15 protein-coding genes and 2 pseudogenes are annotated in these 18814 nt (G+C 34.2%); 8 read left to right on the top strand and 9 right to left on the bottom strand.

What is annotated here, in order from left to right:
- Nucleotides 1–31: 31 nt before the first annotated feature.
- Complete coding sequence (locus tag ACFCYJ_RS04330; protein WP_376071131.1) at nucleotides 32–1051, bottom strand: DUF418 domain-containing protein; 1020 nt, start codon at nucleotides 1049–1051, stop codon at nucleotides 32–34.
- Nucleotides 1052–1290: 239 nt separating this feature from the next.
- On the opposite strand from ACFCYJ_RS04330, the pseudogene ACFCYJ_RS04325 reads away from it, so the two are divergent.
- Nucleotides 1291–1407, top strand: a pseudogene (locus ACFCYJ_RS04325) (RNA-guided endonuclease TnpB family protein); the annotation flags it as partial.
- A 109-nt stretch (nucleotides 1408–1516) separates the two neighbouring features.
- Here the strand turns inward: ACFCYJ_RS04325 and fic are convergent.
- The 6 genes from fic to ACFCYJ_RS04295 form a co-directional block, all read right to left on the bottom strand.
- Nucleotides 1517–2119, bottom strand: a complete 603-nt coding sequence (gene fic / locus ACFCYJ_RS04320) for a protein adenylyltransferase Fic (protein ID WP_376071128.1) — start codon at nucleotides 2117–2119, stop codon at nucleotides 1517–1519.
- Between the two features lie 204 nt (nucleotides 2120–2323).
- Nucleotides 2324–3562 carry a HAMP domain-containing sensor histidine kinase gene (locus tag ACFCYJ_RS04315; protein WP_376071125.1) on the bottom strand — a complete coding sequence of 413 codons (1239 nt, stop codon included), beginning with the start codon at nucleotides 3560–3562 and terminating at the stop codon, nucleotides 2324–2326.
- A gap of 1 nt (nucleotide 3563) precedes the next feature.
- Nucleotides 3564–4271: a response regulator transcription factor gene (locus ACFCYJ_RS04310; protein WP_376071122.1), complete on the bottom strand. Its 708-nt coding sequence runs from the start codon at nucleotides 4269–4271 to the stop codon at nucleotides 3564–3566.
- A gap of 76 nt (nucleotides 4272–4347) precedes the next feature.
- Entirely contained in the window at nucleotides 4348–6327 is a 1980-nt protein-coding gene (locus ACFCYJ_RS04305) for an ABC transporter permease (RefSeq protein ID WP_376071232.1), read from the bottom strand.
- Nucleotides 6328–6329: 2 nt separating this feature from the next.
- Entirely contained in the window at nucleotides 6330–7037 is a 708-nt protein-coding gene (locus ACFCYJ_RS04300) for an ABC transporter ATP-binding protein (protein ID WP_376071119.1), read from the bottom strand.
- A gap of 96 nt (nucleotides 7038–7133) precedes the next feature.
- On the bottom strand, nucleotides 7134–7805 hold the full coding sequence (locus ACFCYJ_RS04295) for a lipoprotein BA_5634 family protein (protein ID WP_376071116.1): 672 nt from the start codon (nucleotides 7803–7805) through the stop codon (nucleotides 7134–7136).
- Nucleotides 7806–8154: 349 nt separating this feature from the next.
- Between ACFCYJ_RS04295 and ACFCYJ_RS04290 the strand changes: the two are divergent.
- Nucleotides 8155–8579 (top strand): annotated as a pseudogene (locus ACFCYJ_RS04290) (IS1595 family transposase); the annotation flags it as partial.
- A gap of 102 nt (nucleotides 8580–8681) precedes the next feature.
- Here the strand turns inward: ACFCYJ_RS04290 and ACFCYJ_RS04285 are convergent.
- Entirely contained in the window at nucleotides 8682–9773 is a 1092-nt protein-coding gene (locus ACFCYJ_RS04285) for a CotH kinase family protein (protein ID WP_376071113.1), read from the bottom strand.
- A gap of 235 nt (nucleotides 9774–10008) precedes the next feature.
- Here ACFCYJ_RS04285 and ACFCYJ_RS04280 point away from each other — a divergent pair, with 235 nt between their 5' ends.
- Entirely contained in the window at nucleotides 10009–10608 is a 600-nt protein-coding gene (locus ACFCYJ_RS04280) for a CotG/ExsB N-terminal domain-containing protein (protein ID WP_376071111.1), read from the top strand.
- A 987-nt stretch (nucleotides 10609–11595) separates the two neighbouring features.
- Here the strand turns inward: ACFCYJ_RS04280 and ACFCYJ_RS04275 are convergent.
- On the bottom strand, nucleotides 11596–12423 hold the full coding sequence (locus tag ACFCYJ_RS04275; protein WP_376071108.1) for a hypothetical protein: 828 nt from the start codon (nucleotides 12421–12423) through the stop codon (nucleotides 11596–11598).
- An 804-nt stretch (nucleotides 12424–13227) separates the two neighbouring features.
- Between ACFCYJ_RS04275 and ACFCYJ_RS04270 the strand changes: the two genes are divergently transcribed.
- From ACFCYJ_RS04270 to ACFCYJ_RS04250, 5 genes are all read left to right on the top strand, one after another.
- Complete coding sequence (locus ACFCYJ_RS04270) at nucleotides 13228–13863, top strand: GDSL-type esterase/lipase family protein (protein ID WP_376071106.1); 636 nt, start codon at nucleotides 13228–13230, stop codon at nucleotides 13861–13863.
- A gap of 604 nt (nucleotides 13864–14467) precedes the next feature.
- Nucleotides 14468–14917 (top strand): LytTR family DNA-binding domain-containing protein, encoded by a 450-nt coding sequence (locus tag ACFCYJ_RS04265; protein ID WP_376071103.1) that lies wholly within the window; start codon nucleotides 14468–14470, stop codon nucleotides 14915–14917.
- A 12-nt stretch (nucleotides 14918–14929) separates the two neighbouring features.
- Nucleotides 14930–15364, top strand: coding sequence for a DUF3021 family protein (locus ACFCYJ_RS04260; RefSeq protein ID WP_376071100.1), 435 nt, complete (start codon nucleotides 14930–14932; stop codon nucleotides 15362–15364).
- Nucleotides 15365–15547: 183 nt separating this feature from the next.
- A complete protein-coding gene (locus tag ACFCYJ_RS04255) occupies nucleotides 15548–16852 on the top strand; it encodes an alpha/beta hydrolase family protein (RefSeq protein ID WP_376071097.1) in 1305 nt (434 codons plus the stop codon).
- Between the two features lie 475 nt (nucleotides 16853–17327).
- Complete coding sequence (locus tag ACFCYJ_RS04250; RefSeq protein ID WP_376071094.1) at nucleotides 17328–18629, top strand: glycoside hydrolase family 5 protein; 1302 nt, start codon at nucleotides 17328–17330, stop codon at nucleotides 18627–18629.
- The last annotated feature ends 185 nt before the right edge of the window (nucleotides 18630–18814 follow it).

The following is an 18814-nucleotide window of genomic DNA, read 5'->3' as shown; positions in this document are numbered from 1 at the left end:
GTAAAATTGAATTTTCCATTTATTGGGTAAATCAAGCTTCATTAAAACTTTCTTTAATGATTTTTTTCTTATTCGGAACTTTCGCCCAATAAGTAAAGCATCGTAATAACAATTCAACGGGCCCCATTTTAAAATACTTTAACCATACTATACTAAAAGTAATTAAAATAGCGTGGATTAAGAAACACACTATTAATGAATGAATAGGTGTCATACCAATTAGGAAGCTAAATACAATTAGTAAGGCACTTTGCGCAAGATAATTTGTTAAAGACATTTGTCCATAAAATTTTAATGGAGATAATATCATTTTTGCTCTATCCCCTTGTAAAATAATAAGGAAACTGCTCATCATCATAAAAGGAACCATATAATCTTCTAGCATTTCTGTTCCTGCAGGAGTAATGTCAATTGACAGCTTTATATAAAATAAAGATACATAAGTACAAATATTAACTATTAAAAAAACCGAAATATACTTTAATTTCCCATGCATATTTTCAAAAAAATTAAATTGCCCCATCGTAAAACCTAGCATCATCGGTGCAAACCATTTACTTATGTTGGATAGTAAATCTAGCCATACTATTCTCTCACCATAATACGGTTGATAAAAAGCTGTAACAATAGATAAGGCTATTAGTGAAATCGTTATTATTAAGTTGTTCCATTTACTTCTTTTAAAAAATATTGCCATAAACAGGCCAAGTACTGCATACACCATTAATACATCGGTAATCCCTGGCGGTGCATATAATGTATGAATCAGTCCTAGTACAAATAAAAAACCGATTCTGCGGAAATACAAAAGGTATCTATTGTTTATTTTTTGTTTGGATCGATTCATAAAAAGATAACACCCAAATCCAAATAAGAAGAATAAAATAGGGTAAAATTCCCTGTTGAATATAGAATATAATACTCCGTGTAATTCATTATAGTTGGACGAATCCATAACCTGAAAGCTATTCACAAGAAGTACCCCCAGCAAGGCAAACCCTCGTAAGTAATCCATAGTGTCTATTCTTTCATACGTATTTAATTTATTCATTCAGAATCTCCTAATAGAAAACTATATTTTTTAGCATTAATACATAAAAAAGCTACTGTTTTTTTCATTTTGCCAGCTCCTTATTTTTAATACTTTAAACATAAACGTTATCTTTTGATAAATGAATGACTGTTCCCTTACAATATGACTTTTAATCTTACTAAATTGTAAAACTTGATTTTCCAAACGGGAAAGCCTACTCCTTCAGGTGTGGGATGAGAGTGAGGTCGGATACGTTTAAAAGTGTGTTTAAGAAAGTGAAGAAAAATAAATACAAGGTTGTTCCTGTGTTAAAGAAGCCAGTGTCTTTTCGGAATAACCAAAACTATTCTTTTGATTTCGCGCACATTTCAATCAAAGATACCTAACATCTTAGTTTTAATCATAAATAAAAGGAGCTATTTAGTTAGCTCCTTTTTTGCCCCTATTAAAAAGTAAAAAAGGACTGAATTTCAGCCCTTTCTATTATAAATCTTCTATATCATATTCAGTACATCCCTCATAATAGTAGCTAATATCAATACCCTTCATGAAAACTTCACGGCTATTAATTTCATCTAATAATGCTTGTTGGAGCAATTGCTTAATTTCAACGTCTCTAATCGGACTACGTTCCATCGCCAACAAGTAATCTTCCTTATCAATCTTATTCCATTCAACAACCCTGTGAAGTTCTTTTTTAAAGATTAAATCTAGCCAAATTCTAGTAGCTCTACCGTTCCCCTCTCTGAAAGGGTGAGCGATATTTATTTCAACATACTTTTCAACGATTTCATCAAAAGTTGTTTGTGGCATCGTATCGATATGCTCTAAAGATGCTCTAAGATACATGATTGGAGCAAATCGGAAATTCCCTTTTGCTATATTGACCTCTCGAACCTTTCCAGCAAAGAAATAAATATCCTCAAATAGATAGCGATGAATTTCAGAAAGACCCTTGAAAGTGCCTACTTCTAAGCTATTTATTTTCCCTGAATCGAATAACTCTTTAGCTTTCTTCTTTGAAAGCCGTTCTTCTGTTCGATTCAATTCAAGCTGGTTTGTGATACCTAATTTATTTTCAAGCATCGTCATACTCCCCTTAATTCTTTTTTAATTTTCGCACTTTCTAGAAAAAGTATAAGTAAATTATGACTGCCTACAATATAGCAATCCATAAGAAATATTTCTTAGTATGATTGTTTTTGATTATAGCATAAATAGCATAGATACCAGCTATAGCACTAAAAACGAAAACAACCCATGAGATTATTGTAAGTATACTCATTCATTCTAAAATTTTATGAAGGTAATTGTAAATTTTGTATAGGCATTTTTCTCACTTTCAACTTTTATCAAGGCTTGATGCGCTTCAATAATTGCTTTTGTTAACGCCAAGCCAATCCCCGTCGAATCATGTTTTTTAGAACTACTTGCTTTGTAGAATCGATTAAAGATATGCGGTAATTCCTCAACTGCAATCCCCTCTCCAAAGTCTTGAATCACAAGTTCCGTATAAATGGGTGTATCTTTGAGTTGAAGTGTGATTTTATCACCATGTTTGGAATGCTCAATCGCATTCTTTAACAAGTTCACCAAAGCTTCTTGCATCCATAATTTATCGTGGAAAACTACTATTTCTTCCGGCTCATCCCAGTCAATTAACAAATCTCTTTCATTGATCATACTTTCCAAATGATTCAAAACTTCATGAATCGTTTCCACCAAGTTTAACGATTCTTTATCAAATGAAATAGCTCTGGCATCAATTTTCGCGACTTTTAACAAGTTTTGAATCAAGACATTCATTCTGCTGATTTGAACTTCATTATTTTGCAATAATTGAACTTGCTGCTGACGGGGCAAGTCTTCATTCAATAACAATTCATTGTATATGGATATCGTCGAAAGTGGTGTTTTTAATTGATGGGATATGTCTTGTAATACTTGACCTAAAAACTTCTTTTCTTCAAGCAAATCACTCATGCTTTTTCTAATAATATCTTTCATGGAACGCAAAGAAATTACTAGTTTGGCAATATCGCCTTCTTTATTTTCATTTATTGTAACCGAGTAATCCCCTTCGATTATTTTTTTGGCAGTCGAAGTAAGTTGTTTGATTTTATTGAAGAACATAGTGTATTGTATGTAATTTGCCAAAAACAATAGACATCCGAAAATAATCAACCCCCAAAAAATTGATTGATTATGGCTAAAAATATTGTTATTTAAAAGTGGAAAAAGCTCTGTCTCCAAATCTTCATATAATCCATATTGTTTAAAGATTTCTCTTCCTTTTTCCTGATACTCATTGGAATCAGAAGAATTGCTTGTTAAGACTTTCATAATTTCTGCTTCATTCTCAGGATTTTGTTCAACCAATCTGGCGGTAATTTCCCCCCAGGTTGTAATTGAATCACTTTTTAAATGATCGTAAAATAGTTGATGTGTCATATACTGATAGATAATAAATAGAAAAAATAAAGCGAACATTACGATCATATAGCCTTTTATCTCAGTATTTTTTATCATGTTACTGTCTGCACACATCCTTATCCCAACGATATCCTAATCCTCGTTGGGTGATGATAAACTGTGGATTTTTTGGATTATCTTCGATTTTGTCTCTTAAACGCATAATATATACAGATAACGTATTTTCATCAAAAAATACTTCATCACCTTCCGTAATTTCCAGAAGAATTTCATCTCTTTTTAATACTTTGTAAGCATTCTTCATAAAAGTTAACAGAAGCTTATATTCTAAATTCGTTACTGAGACAATTTCTTGATTTTTATAAACCTTGACTTGATTCATATCAATTTTTATATTCTCAGATGTTAAAATTAATGAAGCTTCTTCTAACTTAGTTTGTTTACGTAATTGCACTCTTACTCTCGACATAAGTTCTCTAACTCGAAAAGGTTTTGTTATATAATCGTCTCCACCAATATCTAATCCCATTACTACATTCGCTTCTTCATCAAGGGCGGTTAAGAAAATAATAGACATGGCATCGTTTTGTTTTTTAAAGTGCATGCATAGATCATAGCCATTTCCATCTGGAAGGTTGATATCTAATATAGCCAACTTAAAAATAGTATGATCAAACTGGTTTCTCGCTTCTTTTACACTAGAGGCTCTAATCACCTCATACCCTTCGTTTCTTAATGAAAACTCGATGGCTAAACCAAGAGCCTCATCATCTTCAACCAGTAATATTTTATTCAAATATACCATCTCCTTCCTCTAACTCCATATTAGCAGTTACCGCCAAATCAGAATAGCCTGACTATAAATAGCCAGGCCTTTCATATTATTCTTCCCTTATCGTATCTATAATATTATCCTGCTGGATTCTTCGGAGCGGTAGCAAAACAGATACATAACTAATGAACAAAGCGGCAGCAAACGTAATGAAACAAGCCTCATAGGGAATCGTCCATGCAACCTTCAAGACACCGGAGGCAGCCAAATAAATAATATATGAAAGTATGCATCCGAAGAAAATGCCTTGCAAGCTTCCAGAAAAACCGTAAATCAGTGCTTCAAAGATAATCATTTTTTTCAAATCCCTTTGAGACATGCCTATGGATTTTAGTGCAGCCAGTTCTTTTCGTCTAATCATGATACTTATAGTAATCGTATTGAGGATATTTAAACTGCCAATTAAAGCAATGACCACAATAAAAGCATAAACAAGAATTTTGGTCACGAGAACGGTTTCCTTCTTGTCTTTATTCTCTTTAAAGTGATTAACCACTGTAATGGAGTGTTTATTTCCAATAGTCTTCTGGATGTCCTCAACAGTCGCGAGAGATTGAGCTGTATCTTTCAATACAATTTTAAAACTTAAGTCCTGATCGTAAACTTCGGATACATTTTGAATTAACTTTAACTGATCCATAATTTGCAGGTTCTCAGAAGATGCTTGATTGTCATTTGGCAGATAGATTGTAAGATCCGATTTAGTGGAAGGATCGTTTATAAATTTGGATGAAAATGCGATATCCATCAACGATGAAAAAGAAATAAACAAGACACTGCTTATAATAATTGATAAAATGGTAACCGTATAACGGTTTTTATTTCTTTTTACATTTTTCAAGGCCATGTTTAAGGGGAAAGATAAAGGCTTTTTCAGAACGGTATTCTTTTGATTTTTGATTACCTCTTTTTTTATTGACAGTCTGCTGCTGATTGCCAGCAATGGAGATATTTTGCCTGCAAAAAAAGCAGGGTAATAACTAGACGCTAAAACAGCTATCAGGGTAAGAAGAGAACTGATTAATATGATCTTCCAATCGACATTGAATATCGAAATATCCTGACCATCTTCTAATACAATCAAAAAAGTGGTTTGGAGAATAGCAAGCGCCAATAAACTGCATACAACCCCAATCGGTATAGCGATAATAGCCAGCACAACAGCTTCTTTCATAACAATTTGTCTAATTTGCTTTCGCGTAGCGCCGATGCTTCTCAACAAGCCAAACTGCTTCATCCGCTCTACGACACTGATTTGAAAAGCGTTATAAATGACAACAATTGTAGAAATGACAACTATACTGACAACAATTACAAGAATGGCTAGCAGTGATTGATCCGATTCCGGTTTCAAAGCTTTAATCAATTGAGTATTAATATCAATGTTATTGTCTTCAGTCATTGATTTTAGTTCGTCTAAAACCTCGTTAAAGTCAGCTTTCTCGTTAATTTCAATTAATATCCTTCCTTTTCCAATAGCAAACTCACTTTTATATGTTAATAATCGGCCCTCTTTACTTTTCTGTGTAAACTCACTATTATTCAGTAAACCAACCAGTTGATATGTTTTTCCATCCAGTTCAAATGAATCACCGATTTGAAGATCTTTTTTTATATAAGGAAGTACCCAGGAATCTACAGCTGCCTCATGGTCATTGGTTGGTAATTTGCCATCAAGAAGGCTATAGGTTAAAAATTTCAAGGCGTGATGATCCGCGAAATTCATTTTCACAGAAACATCTCCAACAGGAACGATGTCTCCCTGAGACATTAAACCAAACGATTCCATTTGGGGATTAAATTTGACTTTATTTAATAGCTCTTCATCATAATCTGAAATACCAACATGAAAAGAAACTCCGCTTAACTTCTTGGCATTCTCAATTTGGGTAAGTTGTGATCCTTTCATAAAGAGGCCAATCGTTGAAATTAACGCTACAGAGAGTATGATGCCAACCAAGGTCAAAATGGTTCGTTTCATATTCTTCTTTAAATACCTGGTACCTAATTGTTGATAACTATGAATCAAAATCATTGTCCTCCAGTCTGTAACTTTTTCTCAGTCAGTCGCTGATCAGAAATGATTTTACCGTCTTGTATTGTGATGATCCGATCCGAAGCCGATGCTATCGTTAAATCGTGAGTAATCATGACAATGGTTTGATTGTATTTTTTTGCCGTGAATCTTAATAAATCCATAACTTCTTTCGTATTTCGAGTATCCAAATTACCAGTTGGCTCATCTGCAAGAATCAAATGCGGACGATTAATAAGCGCCCTACCAATTGAAACCCGTTGCTGTTGCCCTCCAGATAGTTCGGAAGGCAAGTGATTCATGCGTTCTTGAAGCCCAAGGATGTTAATAATTTCATTTAGATACTCCATATCTATAGATTCACTATCTAATAACGTAGGCAACGCAATATTTTCCTGAACATTTAATACTGGTATCAAATTAAAGAATTGAAAAATAAATCCGACTTTTCTTCTTCTAAATATGGAAAGCTCATTATCTGTATATTTATAAATATCACTGTCCCCAATGAATACCTTTCCTGAACTAGGGTGATCCAATCCACCTAAAATATGTAGCAGTGTACTTTTCCCAGAACCAGAAGCACCAACTATTGAGACAAACTCACCCTGCTGAATTGAAAGATCAATCCCTTTTAATGCATCTACCCTGTTATTACCTTCACCATAACTTTTCACTACATTTTCCATACGTACAACTTCCATATGACCCTTCCTCTCCTCAATCAATTATGCCTCGGCATAATTGCCGCTGTCGCTTTGCTTTCGGTACAAAAGACATGTGCTGAAAGAAGTTAAAACTCAATCTTCTATGTCTACAAAATTTACTTTGTCTTCGCTATCTGGATAAACGCTCTCTATTTCTTTGAATACTTGGTTAGTTTTTTCTTTATTTTTATAATCAAATTTACTACCACTATTTAACTGAAACAATGTGATGATAGACTCTGAATCAGCTAATTCATCATAAGTTTGGTCATTTAGAATAACAAGATCCATAGGAATATATCCGATCCATGCTTGATGTTTAACATAATGTACAGGTATCATTTGTCCATTCAATTCGATTTCGTTATTCACCATATTTTTATCATCTAAAGAATAGAGCAAATCCAGTGACCCGGATAATTCTTTAATTTCATGAACTGGTTCTGAAATGATAGACAAACTGTCTGGATCTTTTCTTGCTCTAAAAATTCCTTTCTTAACAAATTGTTCAGCAGTCGTTTTGTTAATAACTGCATACTTTAAATTTAATTCACCTTTTTTTGTTACTAGGAGCTTCATTTTGTAGTCAACTGTTTGTTTAGTTTTATTTTTATACAACTGCTTAACTTTATTGACATCCTTTTCTGTGCCGATCACTAAAATTCCATTAACTGTTTGTGGTGGACCTTCAATAAAACGTTTTACTCCAAATCCTATACCGATAAAAATGGCGATAACTAAAACTAAGCCTATAATTTTTTTCATTTTATTTCTCCTCGTATTTACTTGATGTCTAAATTATAGACTAGATATTCTTTATATTTGAATAACTGTTGTCTAACTATTTATTCTCTTTTCTTACTCTTTAGTAAGATTTTGCAGGAGGAATTAAGATTGAAAGAGCTTTTGTAGATACTAACATCCTTAAGCCACTAAAAAGTATAATAATATCCAAACATAAAAGGCATAGTTCGTATCGTTTTATTCGATAAAGAGTTTCCTTCATCCTTTATTTAAGGCAAATGCAAAAAACTCCATTTTGAAAAAAATTGAGTCAAAATGGAGTTTTATTAAATTTTTATAAACGGTACGACTTTATTTTCAATTCAAGTTGGCGGGTAGAGGTCGTGTAAAAGCAGAAGAAATTGATGATGTGGTTATCGGGGATTATATAGCCCATTCTTCTTTGTTATGTACGGATACAGCTACCAATTATAAAAAATTTGCAGCAGCAAAAAACTTCAAACACGAAATAGTTAATCTTAATCAAAATCAACGAGTAAAAAAAGGGATATTCCACATACAACACGTTAATAACTTCCATCGCCGTTTGAACGGATGGATGGAACGATTTCAAAGCGTTGGTACGTATTATTTGGATAATTACCTCTACTGGTATCGTTAACTTGAGTTACATAAAACTTGGCATTTGAAAATCGGGTAGAGCAAATGTTTATTTCAGCTTGTCAAAAATCTAACTATTTCACTGTTGAAGCATTAAGAAAAGATAAAGAGCACCATTTATTAGATGCTTTTTAAGCGGATTCAGTGCTTTATATTTACAGTACAGATAATTGCGTGCTAATAAGGGACACCCCCCTTATCACAAGGAAAGTGGGTTTTGTAAGATGATGCAACAACTTAATCTAATAAATCTAATTTCCCTCTTATATATTTCGCCCGTGCTTCAATATAATCCAATATATACTCTGGTTCCTTATCAAATAAATGGATATCGTCTTTTTTATAAGGATCTTTTTGAATATAAGGTCTTATTAAATTATGCATACCTTGTATTTTCGGTTTCAAATAGTCTACATTAAATTGGTTGTTTAAAATAATTTTTAGCAAGTTTTTGTATTGACTTCGAAATGTTTTTACATCGAGAATTCTTGCGGTAAGCGTATTAAATCCTTCGATTCGTAAATAGTCTTCCTCCATCACTTTCCCGTTTACATCCCTTCCCCATGTTGCATCGTAATCCCACGGGATGACTTCGAATTGCCTAGTTTCGCTATTTTGGTATAATGCGTAATTATGAACAAAACCATCAAAATTTTGGGTGAAAACAGCGCCAGCCAACCAGCTAAGATACTGATTTACATTGAGGTATTTCACAATTTTATTTTCAAATTCTGCCTTTGAAATGGTATTAATTTCAATAATCATTTTTTGTAAATGCAATTCATCTTGTTCTGTCCCATATTTTAGTTCATAGCCAGCTTTAAGTGATTTCTTTATTCCTTTATCAAGATCACTCATCAACGAAAAGTTAGCATCGCCATCAACCGCATAGAATATTGGTCCTTGCGGTAGTTGTCGATTCTTAAGGAAATACTCATCCACTGATTCTAATTCCAAATAAAGCCCCTCATTTTTCCCATTCAATTTCATATTTACAAATTGGGACTTTGGCGATAAGCACCCTATTTCATTGAAAAAATCGAGCGATAGTTTATTTCTTAATAGAGAAGGATCTTTATATTCTGCGTTGATATGAATTTCTTTGGTATTTCTATACGTACTTGGCTTATTAAACGAAATATGATACGACTTTTTTCGAAAATCCCGGATATGGGAGCCACGATAGGCGATATCAATATCATACTTTCTTTTGTTAATCGTTAACTTGGCAGCGATAGGATCGTCACACCATATATCTTTCCGAAGTTCAATTAAATCTAAAGAATGAATAAAAAGATGATATTCAGGTATTATTATGCCGTTATCCACGCGAATTCTTTCCTTTCATTTTTAAATTATTCGTATTAAAACAAAATGTAAGATTCCACAAAAATATATAGAGTTTATTTTCTCCTTTCGAAAACTATGTGATTGACTCTAACATCTTTAGTGCAACCTCATATATTACGATTAGGGAAAGAAATGTGCAGAGGCATGGGTTTGATTCTTTTTGAAAAAGGAATCTACCTTCTTTCTCTAATAAAGATGAAAGGAGGTTTGGAATATGTCACTTCTTATACAGAATGCAGTAGCATTGGCTAACAACTCAGGGTTAGGTCACTTCATGCACCAGGATCCAATTAGTAACGAACGATGCACGAGCAGGAGACGTCGTACTTCACGAAAACAACGGCGCACAAGCAGATTACGTCGTACTTCGCGAATCCAACGACGCACGAGCAGGGTACGTCGTACTTCGCGAAACCTACGACGCACAAGCAGATTACGTCGTACTTCGCGAAACCTACGACGCACGAGCAGATTACGTCGTACTTCGCGAAACCTACGGCGCACGAGCAGATTACGTCGTACTTCACGAAACCAACGACGCACGAGCAGATTACGTCGTACTTCGCGAAACCAACGACACACGAGCAGATTACGTCGTACTTCGCGAAACCTACGACGCACGAGCAGATTACGTCGTACTTCACGAAACCAACGACGCACGAGCAGATTACGTCGTACTTCGCGAAACCTACGACGCACGAGCAGATTACGTCGTACTTCACGAAACCAACGACGCACGAGCAGATTACGTCGTACTTCGCGAAACCAACGACGCACGAGCAGAAACTCCTTTTGGAATGACTTATTTTTTTAAAAACTTCAGGTGATTTTCCGCTATCTGAAGAGTATGACACTTAATGTTATTCAATGGACTATTGAGTCGTCTGTATAAAAAGTTAACTAGTTTTTACTAGTTAACTTTTTATATGTTATTCCTATCGAAGTCCAAGGTTGAAAGAAAAGTGAAAAGGACAGCTGGGGTGGGTTCCGTCTGATCTTTTCTTTTATGTATATTCTTCGGGATGAATTGTTATCGTTGTGTATTACATAGCATCTATCAGAATTGTTTAACCGTCACGGGATCCTCCTATTCCTTTGTATCTATGAAAACCGGGAAACATTTGATGTCCTATACTAAAATGCATTGGATTTAACACTTTTCACCTCCATTCTGAGGATTTAGTAAAGGATATGTTTAATTAATGAAGAGGCTTAGACTAAGACCCATATTTGAGATCTTTGCATGGTTTGCATGTAATGATTTTGGAGTGTTCCGCAAATCGCTACCTATATAACTACTCTCCAATTGGCATCTAGAACCAAGTATTCATTACCATGTCTGTTGTTATGTGAACTAAAAATGTATGCGATTTCGATTATAGTTGAAAATTCTTCCAGAACGAAGGGGCAGCATTCCTGTAATAAATAAAACTAAAGAAGATATGCATATAGAAGAAATAAATATTAAGATTGTGAATTATTACACTTAAACTCCAATGAAAGAACTTTTTCTGTGGTGAAGTGCTTATTTTTGCGCTTCATGGATGGCTAATGGGGGCTTTATTCCTTACATACACATTCGTTAATAAACCACTTCATGTTTTATATATATTGGATTAGCATGTGTTGTAGCATACGTTCTGATGTGGCGAAATCTAAACTTGATCATGCAATACCCACTACTGCAATGACGCTAGGAGCTAATATGATTTTCCATACAACTTAACTCATTATTGAGACTCCCACCCCTTACATGGCATCCGTCTTTGCGAATTTATCTAGAATCAAATTTAGAATTCTATTAATGATAAAAAGCTGCGGCAATTTCAAGTGCTTTTAGCGGCTCTTTGATTGAATCAAGCGTATAGACAAGTTTTTCGTCCTGCCAAACAATTATATTTCCTGAATTATAAACATCTAAGCGCGCGAAACCATTTTGTTTTGGAATAGGAAGCATATGTGTTTCTAAAAATTGGACTGCCTGTTTAGCAAGCTTCAAGCCTGCTTCTGGATTGTCTGTTCGTGTATGTGTCGCTAATGCCCATCTTCCCTCATTCCAACCAGTCCATAACGAACCAACCCCAGCATCCTGATAACCTTTAATATTATAGCCAAGATCAACCTTCTGACCACCATTTTGACTATAGTTCACAAATGAAATTTGCTCATTTGCTTCTTTAGCATTCGGATATTGCTTTACTACTAGTCTAGCAATAATCGTAGCTGTCTGTGAATTTTTAAGCTTCCTATCATTGATTGGTAAATACTCTTTGCTTTCATAAAATAGTACTTCAACTTGGTTAGCTTCTGCCTTTGTTGTTGCAGATAAAAATGTACCTTTTGTTATCGGAAGCCCTTTTGGTAAAATGATAGGTAAATTAGTTTTAAGCTGGTCCTTCATATTTTTTAGTGCCCCAGCCTGTGTATTAGATGCTACTGTGTCTCCCGTATTTGTTTTGGGCGGTTTCTGCTGATTTTCTTGTGATTGACGTTCTTCATCTTGTGGCTTGTTTGGCACATTTGGTTGTTGTTCTTCTTGCGGCTTGTTCGGCACGGGTTCTTCTTTATCAGTGCAAGCACTTAATATACTAAAACTTAAAAGCATGAAGGTGAAAAGTATTTTTTTCATGGCATTGGCTCCCTTTATTTTCTTTTCCTATCCTTAATCAACTGTAACTTTTTGTTATTTAAGCCCATTAATTCAGGCATATCGTAATCCTTATCCTTTGCGGTAAGAAAACCCATTATGTTTCATTTTCAAACCACGAGGAGCAGCTTTGTCATTGATTAATCCGTAAAATACCAAAGTTATTTGAATTCATTACAATCCACATATCCACCTCCTAAAATTATGATTTGGTTATTAGACGTGAATTTATCACCACAGTTTCATCGTTTTTCAAAAAAATCCAATTTAAGGGTGTTGGATGCTACCATAAAGTTATAGAGCTTTTTAGTTGCTGAAAGAAGTTGAAACTAAACCTATAACTTTTTTTATTTGGTTGCCCCTTTTACACCTTAATGTCTGAGTTATAGACGAGTTATCCTTTACAGGTTAATGACTATTATCTAACTATTTATTCTTCTATAGTCTGGAACAACAAATTGGACTTTCCAATCTGTTCTGGCTCGCATCGGCCATTTGTTTAATACTTATGATTTTATGGGCTATCCCACAAAAAGAACGGTTCCTGACAATCTTTAACAATGCGGAGAACCTTATCATAAGTGAGGTTTTTTATGATGTTTAAAAAAGCAGAAATATAAGGTGGATTTCCGCTTAAATTAGTTAAGAGGTAATTATTATTTTATTGATTCTTTGTAACGACAATTGCTATCTTTGTCTAGGTATCGTTTCCCCATTCTTTGTTATGCTTCTCCATTCATCTTTTACTGAATATTATAGAAATACATTAATTAGTTGAGGTGAAATATGGATTTCAATCATTTACGTTATCTTGCAATAGGCGATTCCCTTACTGTTGGTATCGGTACTCCGTTTTTGGATCCTGGATTTGTTGAGTATTACAGATGTCTAAGCCAGCAAATTTTAAAAAAGCGTATTTCTTATCAAAAACATGCAAGGTCTGGAGCAACGACAGAGGATGTTTTAACTATGCTCAATGCCCCGGTTGTTACGGAAGCTGTAAATTGTGCAAATATCATCACGATAACAGCTGGAGGGGATGATTTAATTAACGCTGCGAAAGAATTTATCATAAATAAAAACGAAGAAAGTATAGCTCAAGCTATTAAACTATCAGGGAAAAACATCTCAAAAATAGTAGAAAAAATTCACCATCTCGACAAACAAGATAACTATATTTTACGGCTACAGAATTTATACAATCCCTTTATCAATATTCCTATAGCAGATGAAGCGATTAGAGCGTTTAATTCATTGATTAACGGTTTTGGTCGGGAATTGAATGTTAAAGTAGCGGATATTTATAGTGTATTTAAGGGGAATGAAAAATGTTTATTATCGTCAAGAGGAGTTCATCCTAATTGTAGAGGATACTATCAAATGGCATTAGCCCTTAGTAGACTCGGATATTCCCCTTTATAGGATAAAAGCCGTTAATCCTTTTTGTTTTATGAGCTATTACTTATTAATTCTCTAGCAAGAGGCTGAGCCTCATTTTCAGCCTTTTGCTATATTATAAAAAGTATTTTGTAAGGGAGTCGGCGATTTCACTCCCAAAGAGACATATTGAACAAAGTTTCTGTCGTAACTTGCATTTTGTTATCGTTGTAACGGCGGAAATATTTTGTCAAACACTTGTATAAATTCCATATTTTTCCATAATCAATTTCAAATTTTCTATTACGAAACAGAAAAGCGACTAAACTACAGAGCAAAATAATGGGTACACTCACTTTATATAAATCTGTAAAACTTTTTGCCACCTCTTTTAATACATTCTCGGATGATATTAATCATTACGCTGAATCGTGATTTCCCTTCTACTTTACCTGTAACCCGCCCTTTCCCCTACACTTGACTTAGAAGATTCTGGATACTATTATAAAATAAAATCCAAACGGTATAAAATGTAAAAAAAGTATCGGTACATGGAGATGTTATCATTTGGATAAACAAACCTTTTTAGCCATGTTTCATTTGCAGGTTTATACAGAATTCAAGTGAAACTGAAATAATTTGAATTTTCGTGGGTGATAATATGAAAATTTCACTAGAAGAAATAAGCCAAGAATTAGAAGAAGAGATTATTATTAGGTGTCATGAGGTTGATGACGAAATATATGAAATTATAAACAAGCTGAAAACTGAAAACCTCATTTTACTCGGACATCAAAATGATAGTATTCACCGCATTAAGCTTAGTGATATTTATTATTTCGAGGCAGTCGAGGGAAAAGTGTTTATGTACTGCAGGGACAACGTTTTTGAGGTAAAACAAAAACTATACGAGTTAGAGGAATTATGCAAAGGAAAAAACTGTTTTCGGGCATCGAAATCAACAATTTTGAACACCACCAAAATTTCATCTGTTTATCCGACTATAAGTGGTCGATTCGAAGCGGTGCTGGATAACGGAGAACGTACTTTTATATCGAGGCGGTATGTGCCTGTCCTTAAAAATATGCTTGGTTTGTAAAGAGGGATACCAATGAATTTTTTTGAATTTGTACAAAAGATAATTAGAAATTTCTTTATCATCTTCGCATCCATAATCATGATGATTACTTTGTTGCGACAAATGTTTTATCCTGACATGGCATTTGATTTGAAGTCGATTTATATCATTATGGCATTTTCATTTTTAAGTGCAATGACGGGATTTATTTTATATTCTCCTAATGATCTAAGTGAGAAGAAAATGCGTATAAGGATTATTATTCATTTCTTCACTTTGGAGATTTTATTGATTGTCCTTGGCAGCGCTATTAATCTTGTAACTGATCCATTAGGTGTAATTTTTCTTGGACTGCAAATTGCGATAATTTATATCATTGTTCGTCTACTGTCATGGCAAAATGATAAAAAAGATGCAAAAAAAATCAATGAAAAACTAAAATTAATTAAGAAAGACTTTGGTGAGTAGTCAAGGTAATCAATAAGCGTTAGTTATCTGCAACAAATTATTTTACGGTGAGCATTAGAGCTTACCGTTTTTTTGCATCTTATTTGCTTGTGAATACAACTTACCGTTTTTCCATATACATCCTTCCATCCGTTTATTATGATAATTTCATAAAAATTTTTCCAATGAGGTGGAGGAACGACTATGGGAATTTTACTATTATTAATGGCTTTGATTTTCGAGATTGTTTTTGCAATCTACTGCATGACAAATAAGCAAAACCATAAAAAAATAAAGAATTGGATTAGGATTGCTGTATTTATTGTATTTGTAATACTTACTGCTTCATCGGTGATTGTCTGGAGTTTTCGCTGGGTAATGCTTGCTATACTACTTTTCTTATTAGCCGTAAATGGGACAGTATCTCTTATCCTTAAGAAAACGAATATTAAACCATACAAAACTTCTAACATTGTGTGGAAGTCCATTATGATGATATTGATATTTGTATTTGTATTTTCACCTATCATTATTTTCCCACAGCACCCATTACCAAAAGTGACAGGAGAATATGAAGTCGCAACTACTACTGACACATATGTTGACAAGAATCGTATTGAAGAATTCACCAACAAGGGGGACAACAGATTTGTTAATGTAGAATTTTGGTATCCAAAAAACGCAGATGGAACATACCCTCTATTGGTGTTCTCCCATGGCGCATATGGTATCAAGACAAGCAACAGATCTACCTATACAGAGCTGGCAAGTCACGGTTATGTAGTCGTTTCAATCGACCATCCCTATCACTCCTTCTATACTCGTTCAGAGGATGGAACAGTAGCTATGATCAGTCCAGATTTTCGCGATGAATTCGAAAAAAATATGAATAAAGGCGTTTACTCAAATGAAGAACGGTACAATATCATTCAAAAATGGATGAAACTGCGAACAGACGATATGAATTTTGTCATTGATACGATCCTTAAAAAGTCGAAAAATGATAAAAACCTCCTTTATCAACATATCAATACAGAGAAAATTGGTGTGTTCGGGCATTCTATGGGCGGTGCAGCGAGTGTTTGGCTAGATAGAGAGCGTAATGATATAAGTGCAGTTGTAAATATTGATGCGCCATTCTTTAGTGAGCTTGTTTATAAGAAAGAAATGGATGATTTTGTAGCTAGCAGCAAAGACTTTACGACCCCGCTTCTTAACATTTATTCTGACGATGTTTGGGGACAGCTTGAAAACAACTCCATTTATATAGCGAACAAACCTAATAATGAACACTTCAAAGATGCATATACTACTCATTTTAAAGGGGCAAAACATTTAAGCTTGACCGATTTACCGCTTTTCTCTCCGATACTGGCAAATATTCTACAAGGAGGAAAAGCCGATATTGATCAATCTTACTGTATTGAAACTGAAAATGAACTAATTCTTAAATTTTTTGACTTTGAATTAAAGGGCATCGGCCATTTCACTCCCGAAGAGACTTATTGAACACAAAGTTTCTTGTCTTCGTTATTTAGATATTGTATAAATTTTAATCGAGGAAGCCCATTAACTCTAGAACAAGGTCTAATGGGCTTCCTCTATCAAACTACTCGAATTAGTGTCTTGTAGTGAAACTTATCATAATACTCAAGCTTTTCTAGACCAAACGACTGGATAAATAGTCCCCCTAGAATCATAAAAATCGCTTGGTACGAATGCTGCTAATAAACTTGCACATAACAAAGTCACTCCAGAAGCAATACTCGTTGCTGTTCGTCCGATTTTATCAAAAAAGAACTTCTGTCATTTCTCGACTAGAAATTTAATTAAACTAAATTTGCTTTCTCTCCCCTACCGAATATTCCTCATTAGCTACTTTTAAAAGTTCCTTAAATTGATTTCAGATAACATACACACATCCGCTTAATTTGTCACATTCACGTAACATAGGTTCAGTAGTATATATCACGAGGTGGATAATATGAGAGGAATAAATCAAAGGAAATGGCTGAAAAATAAATTCAAAATGATAGCCTCCCTTGGGTGCGCTTTGACAGTAGCACTTGCTGCTGGTTGTAGTTCTTTAGAGCAAGGAAAGACACAGGAAATAAAAGAAGTAAAGGAAATAAAAAAAGATTTTTGGGATGGGCAAAGAAAAGGAACAAATTTTATGAATTCTACTTCTTTACCGGAAAATTATGAAGAGGCGAATAAATTCAATATTGAATTTATCCGTTTAGCACCTGATAAATGGGCAAAAGATAAAGATTTCTTATTTAATGACGAACCTGACCCTAATCCTAATAAGGATTTCCTAATTGGTAATGCAGATCAATATGAGGGAATTGTTGAAGAAGATTTTATAAAGTTAAAAGAGGATTTGGATGCAGCATATGCAAGAGGGTCAAAAGTTGTACTAACTGTTCTAAGTCTTCCAGGAAATCGTTGGAGGCAGTTTAATAACTATGAAAATGACGACCGTATTTGGAAAGACTTTAAATATCATGAGCAAGCAGCGCTTTTTTGGAAAGATCTTGCCTTCCGTTTGAAAGATCATCCTGCAGTGGTTGGATATAACGTAATTAATGAGCCACATCCTGAAACAGCTACGGGATATAATGATTTTTGGACAGAGGATTATGACAAATGGTACAACAAATTGGAAAATACTCCTGCAGATTTAAACCTGCTTTATGGAACAATTGTAGATTCTATACGAACAGTAGATTCTGACACACCGATTATATTAGATTCAGGTTTATTTGCCACTCCATGGGCAATTAACTATTTAAAACCAATAGATGACGATAATGTGTTATATGCATTCCATATGTATGAACCTTATGAAATGACAAGCCAAAATCGGAAAAAAGGATTCACATTCACTTATCCTGGCAAGGTGAAGGTTGGTGAAGATCAAGAAGAAAAAATGTTCGATAAAGCTGCATTGAAAGAGTTTTTAGAACCAGTTGCACAATGGACAGAGCAACACAATATATCAAACAACCGGATTATTGCTGAAGAGTTTGGAATTAACCGAATGGTTGGCGGAGCCGATCAATATATACAGGATTTAATCGATATTTTCGATGATTACGGTTGGCACTGGGCATTTTATGCATTTCGTGAAGATACGTGGGAAGGTATGGATTTTGAATTAGGAAATCAGCCAGTCAAGTGGGCATATTGGGAAGCTAAGGAAAATGGCGAACTACCGGATAGAAAAGATATAGAAGTTGAAAATTCGATTTGGGCTGCCTTGAAAAAAGGACTGAACAAATAACCTTGTCCTTTTACGCATAGATATAGAAAATATTATTTTATCAGTAGTACAAACCAAAGTTTGTACTACTTTTTTATAGAAATAAGTGAACAAAGTATTCATTAATCGAAATCAATTATGCATTGGCATAATTGCGTCGGGAATCGGCTTTTTGCTTAGGCCTGCAGATGTTTGGACACCCGCTG

Origin of the sequence: Lysinibacillus sp. NPDC056232 (assembly GCF_042267565.1) — a bacterium.
Lineage (GTDB): Bacteria > Bacillota > Bacilli > Bacillales_A > Planococcaceae > Lysinibacillus.
The sequence above is the reverse complement of the archived record's forward strand: the minus strand, read 5'-3'. Positions and strand labels throughout refer to the sequence as shown.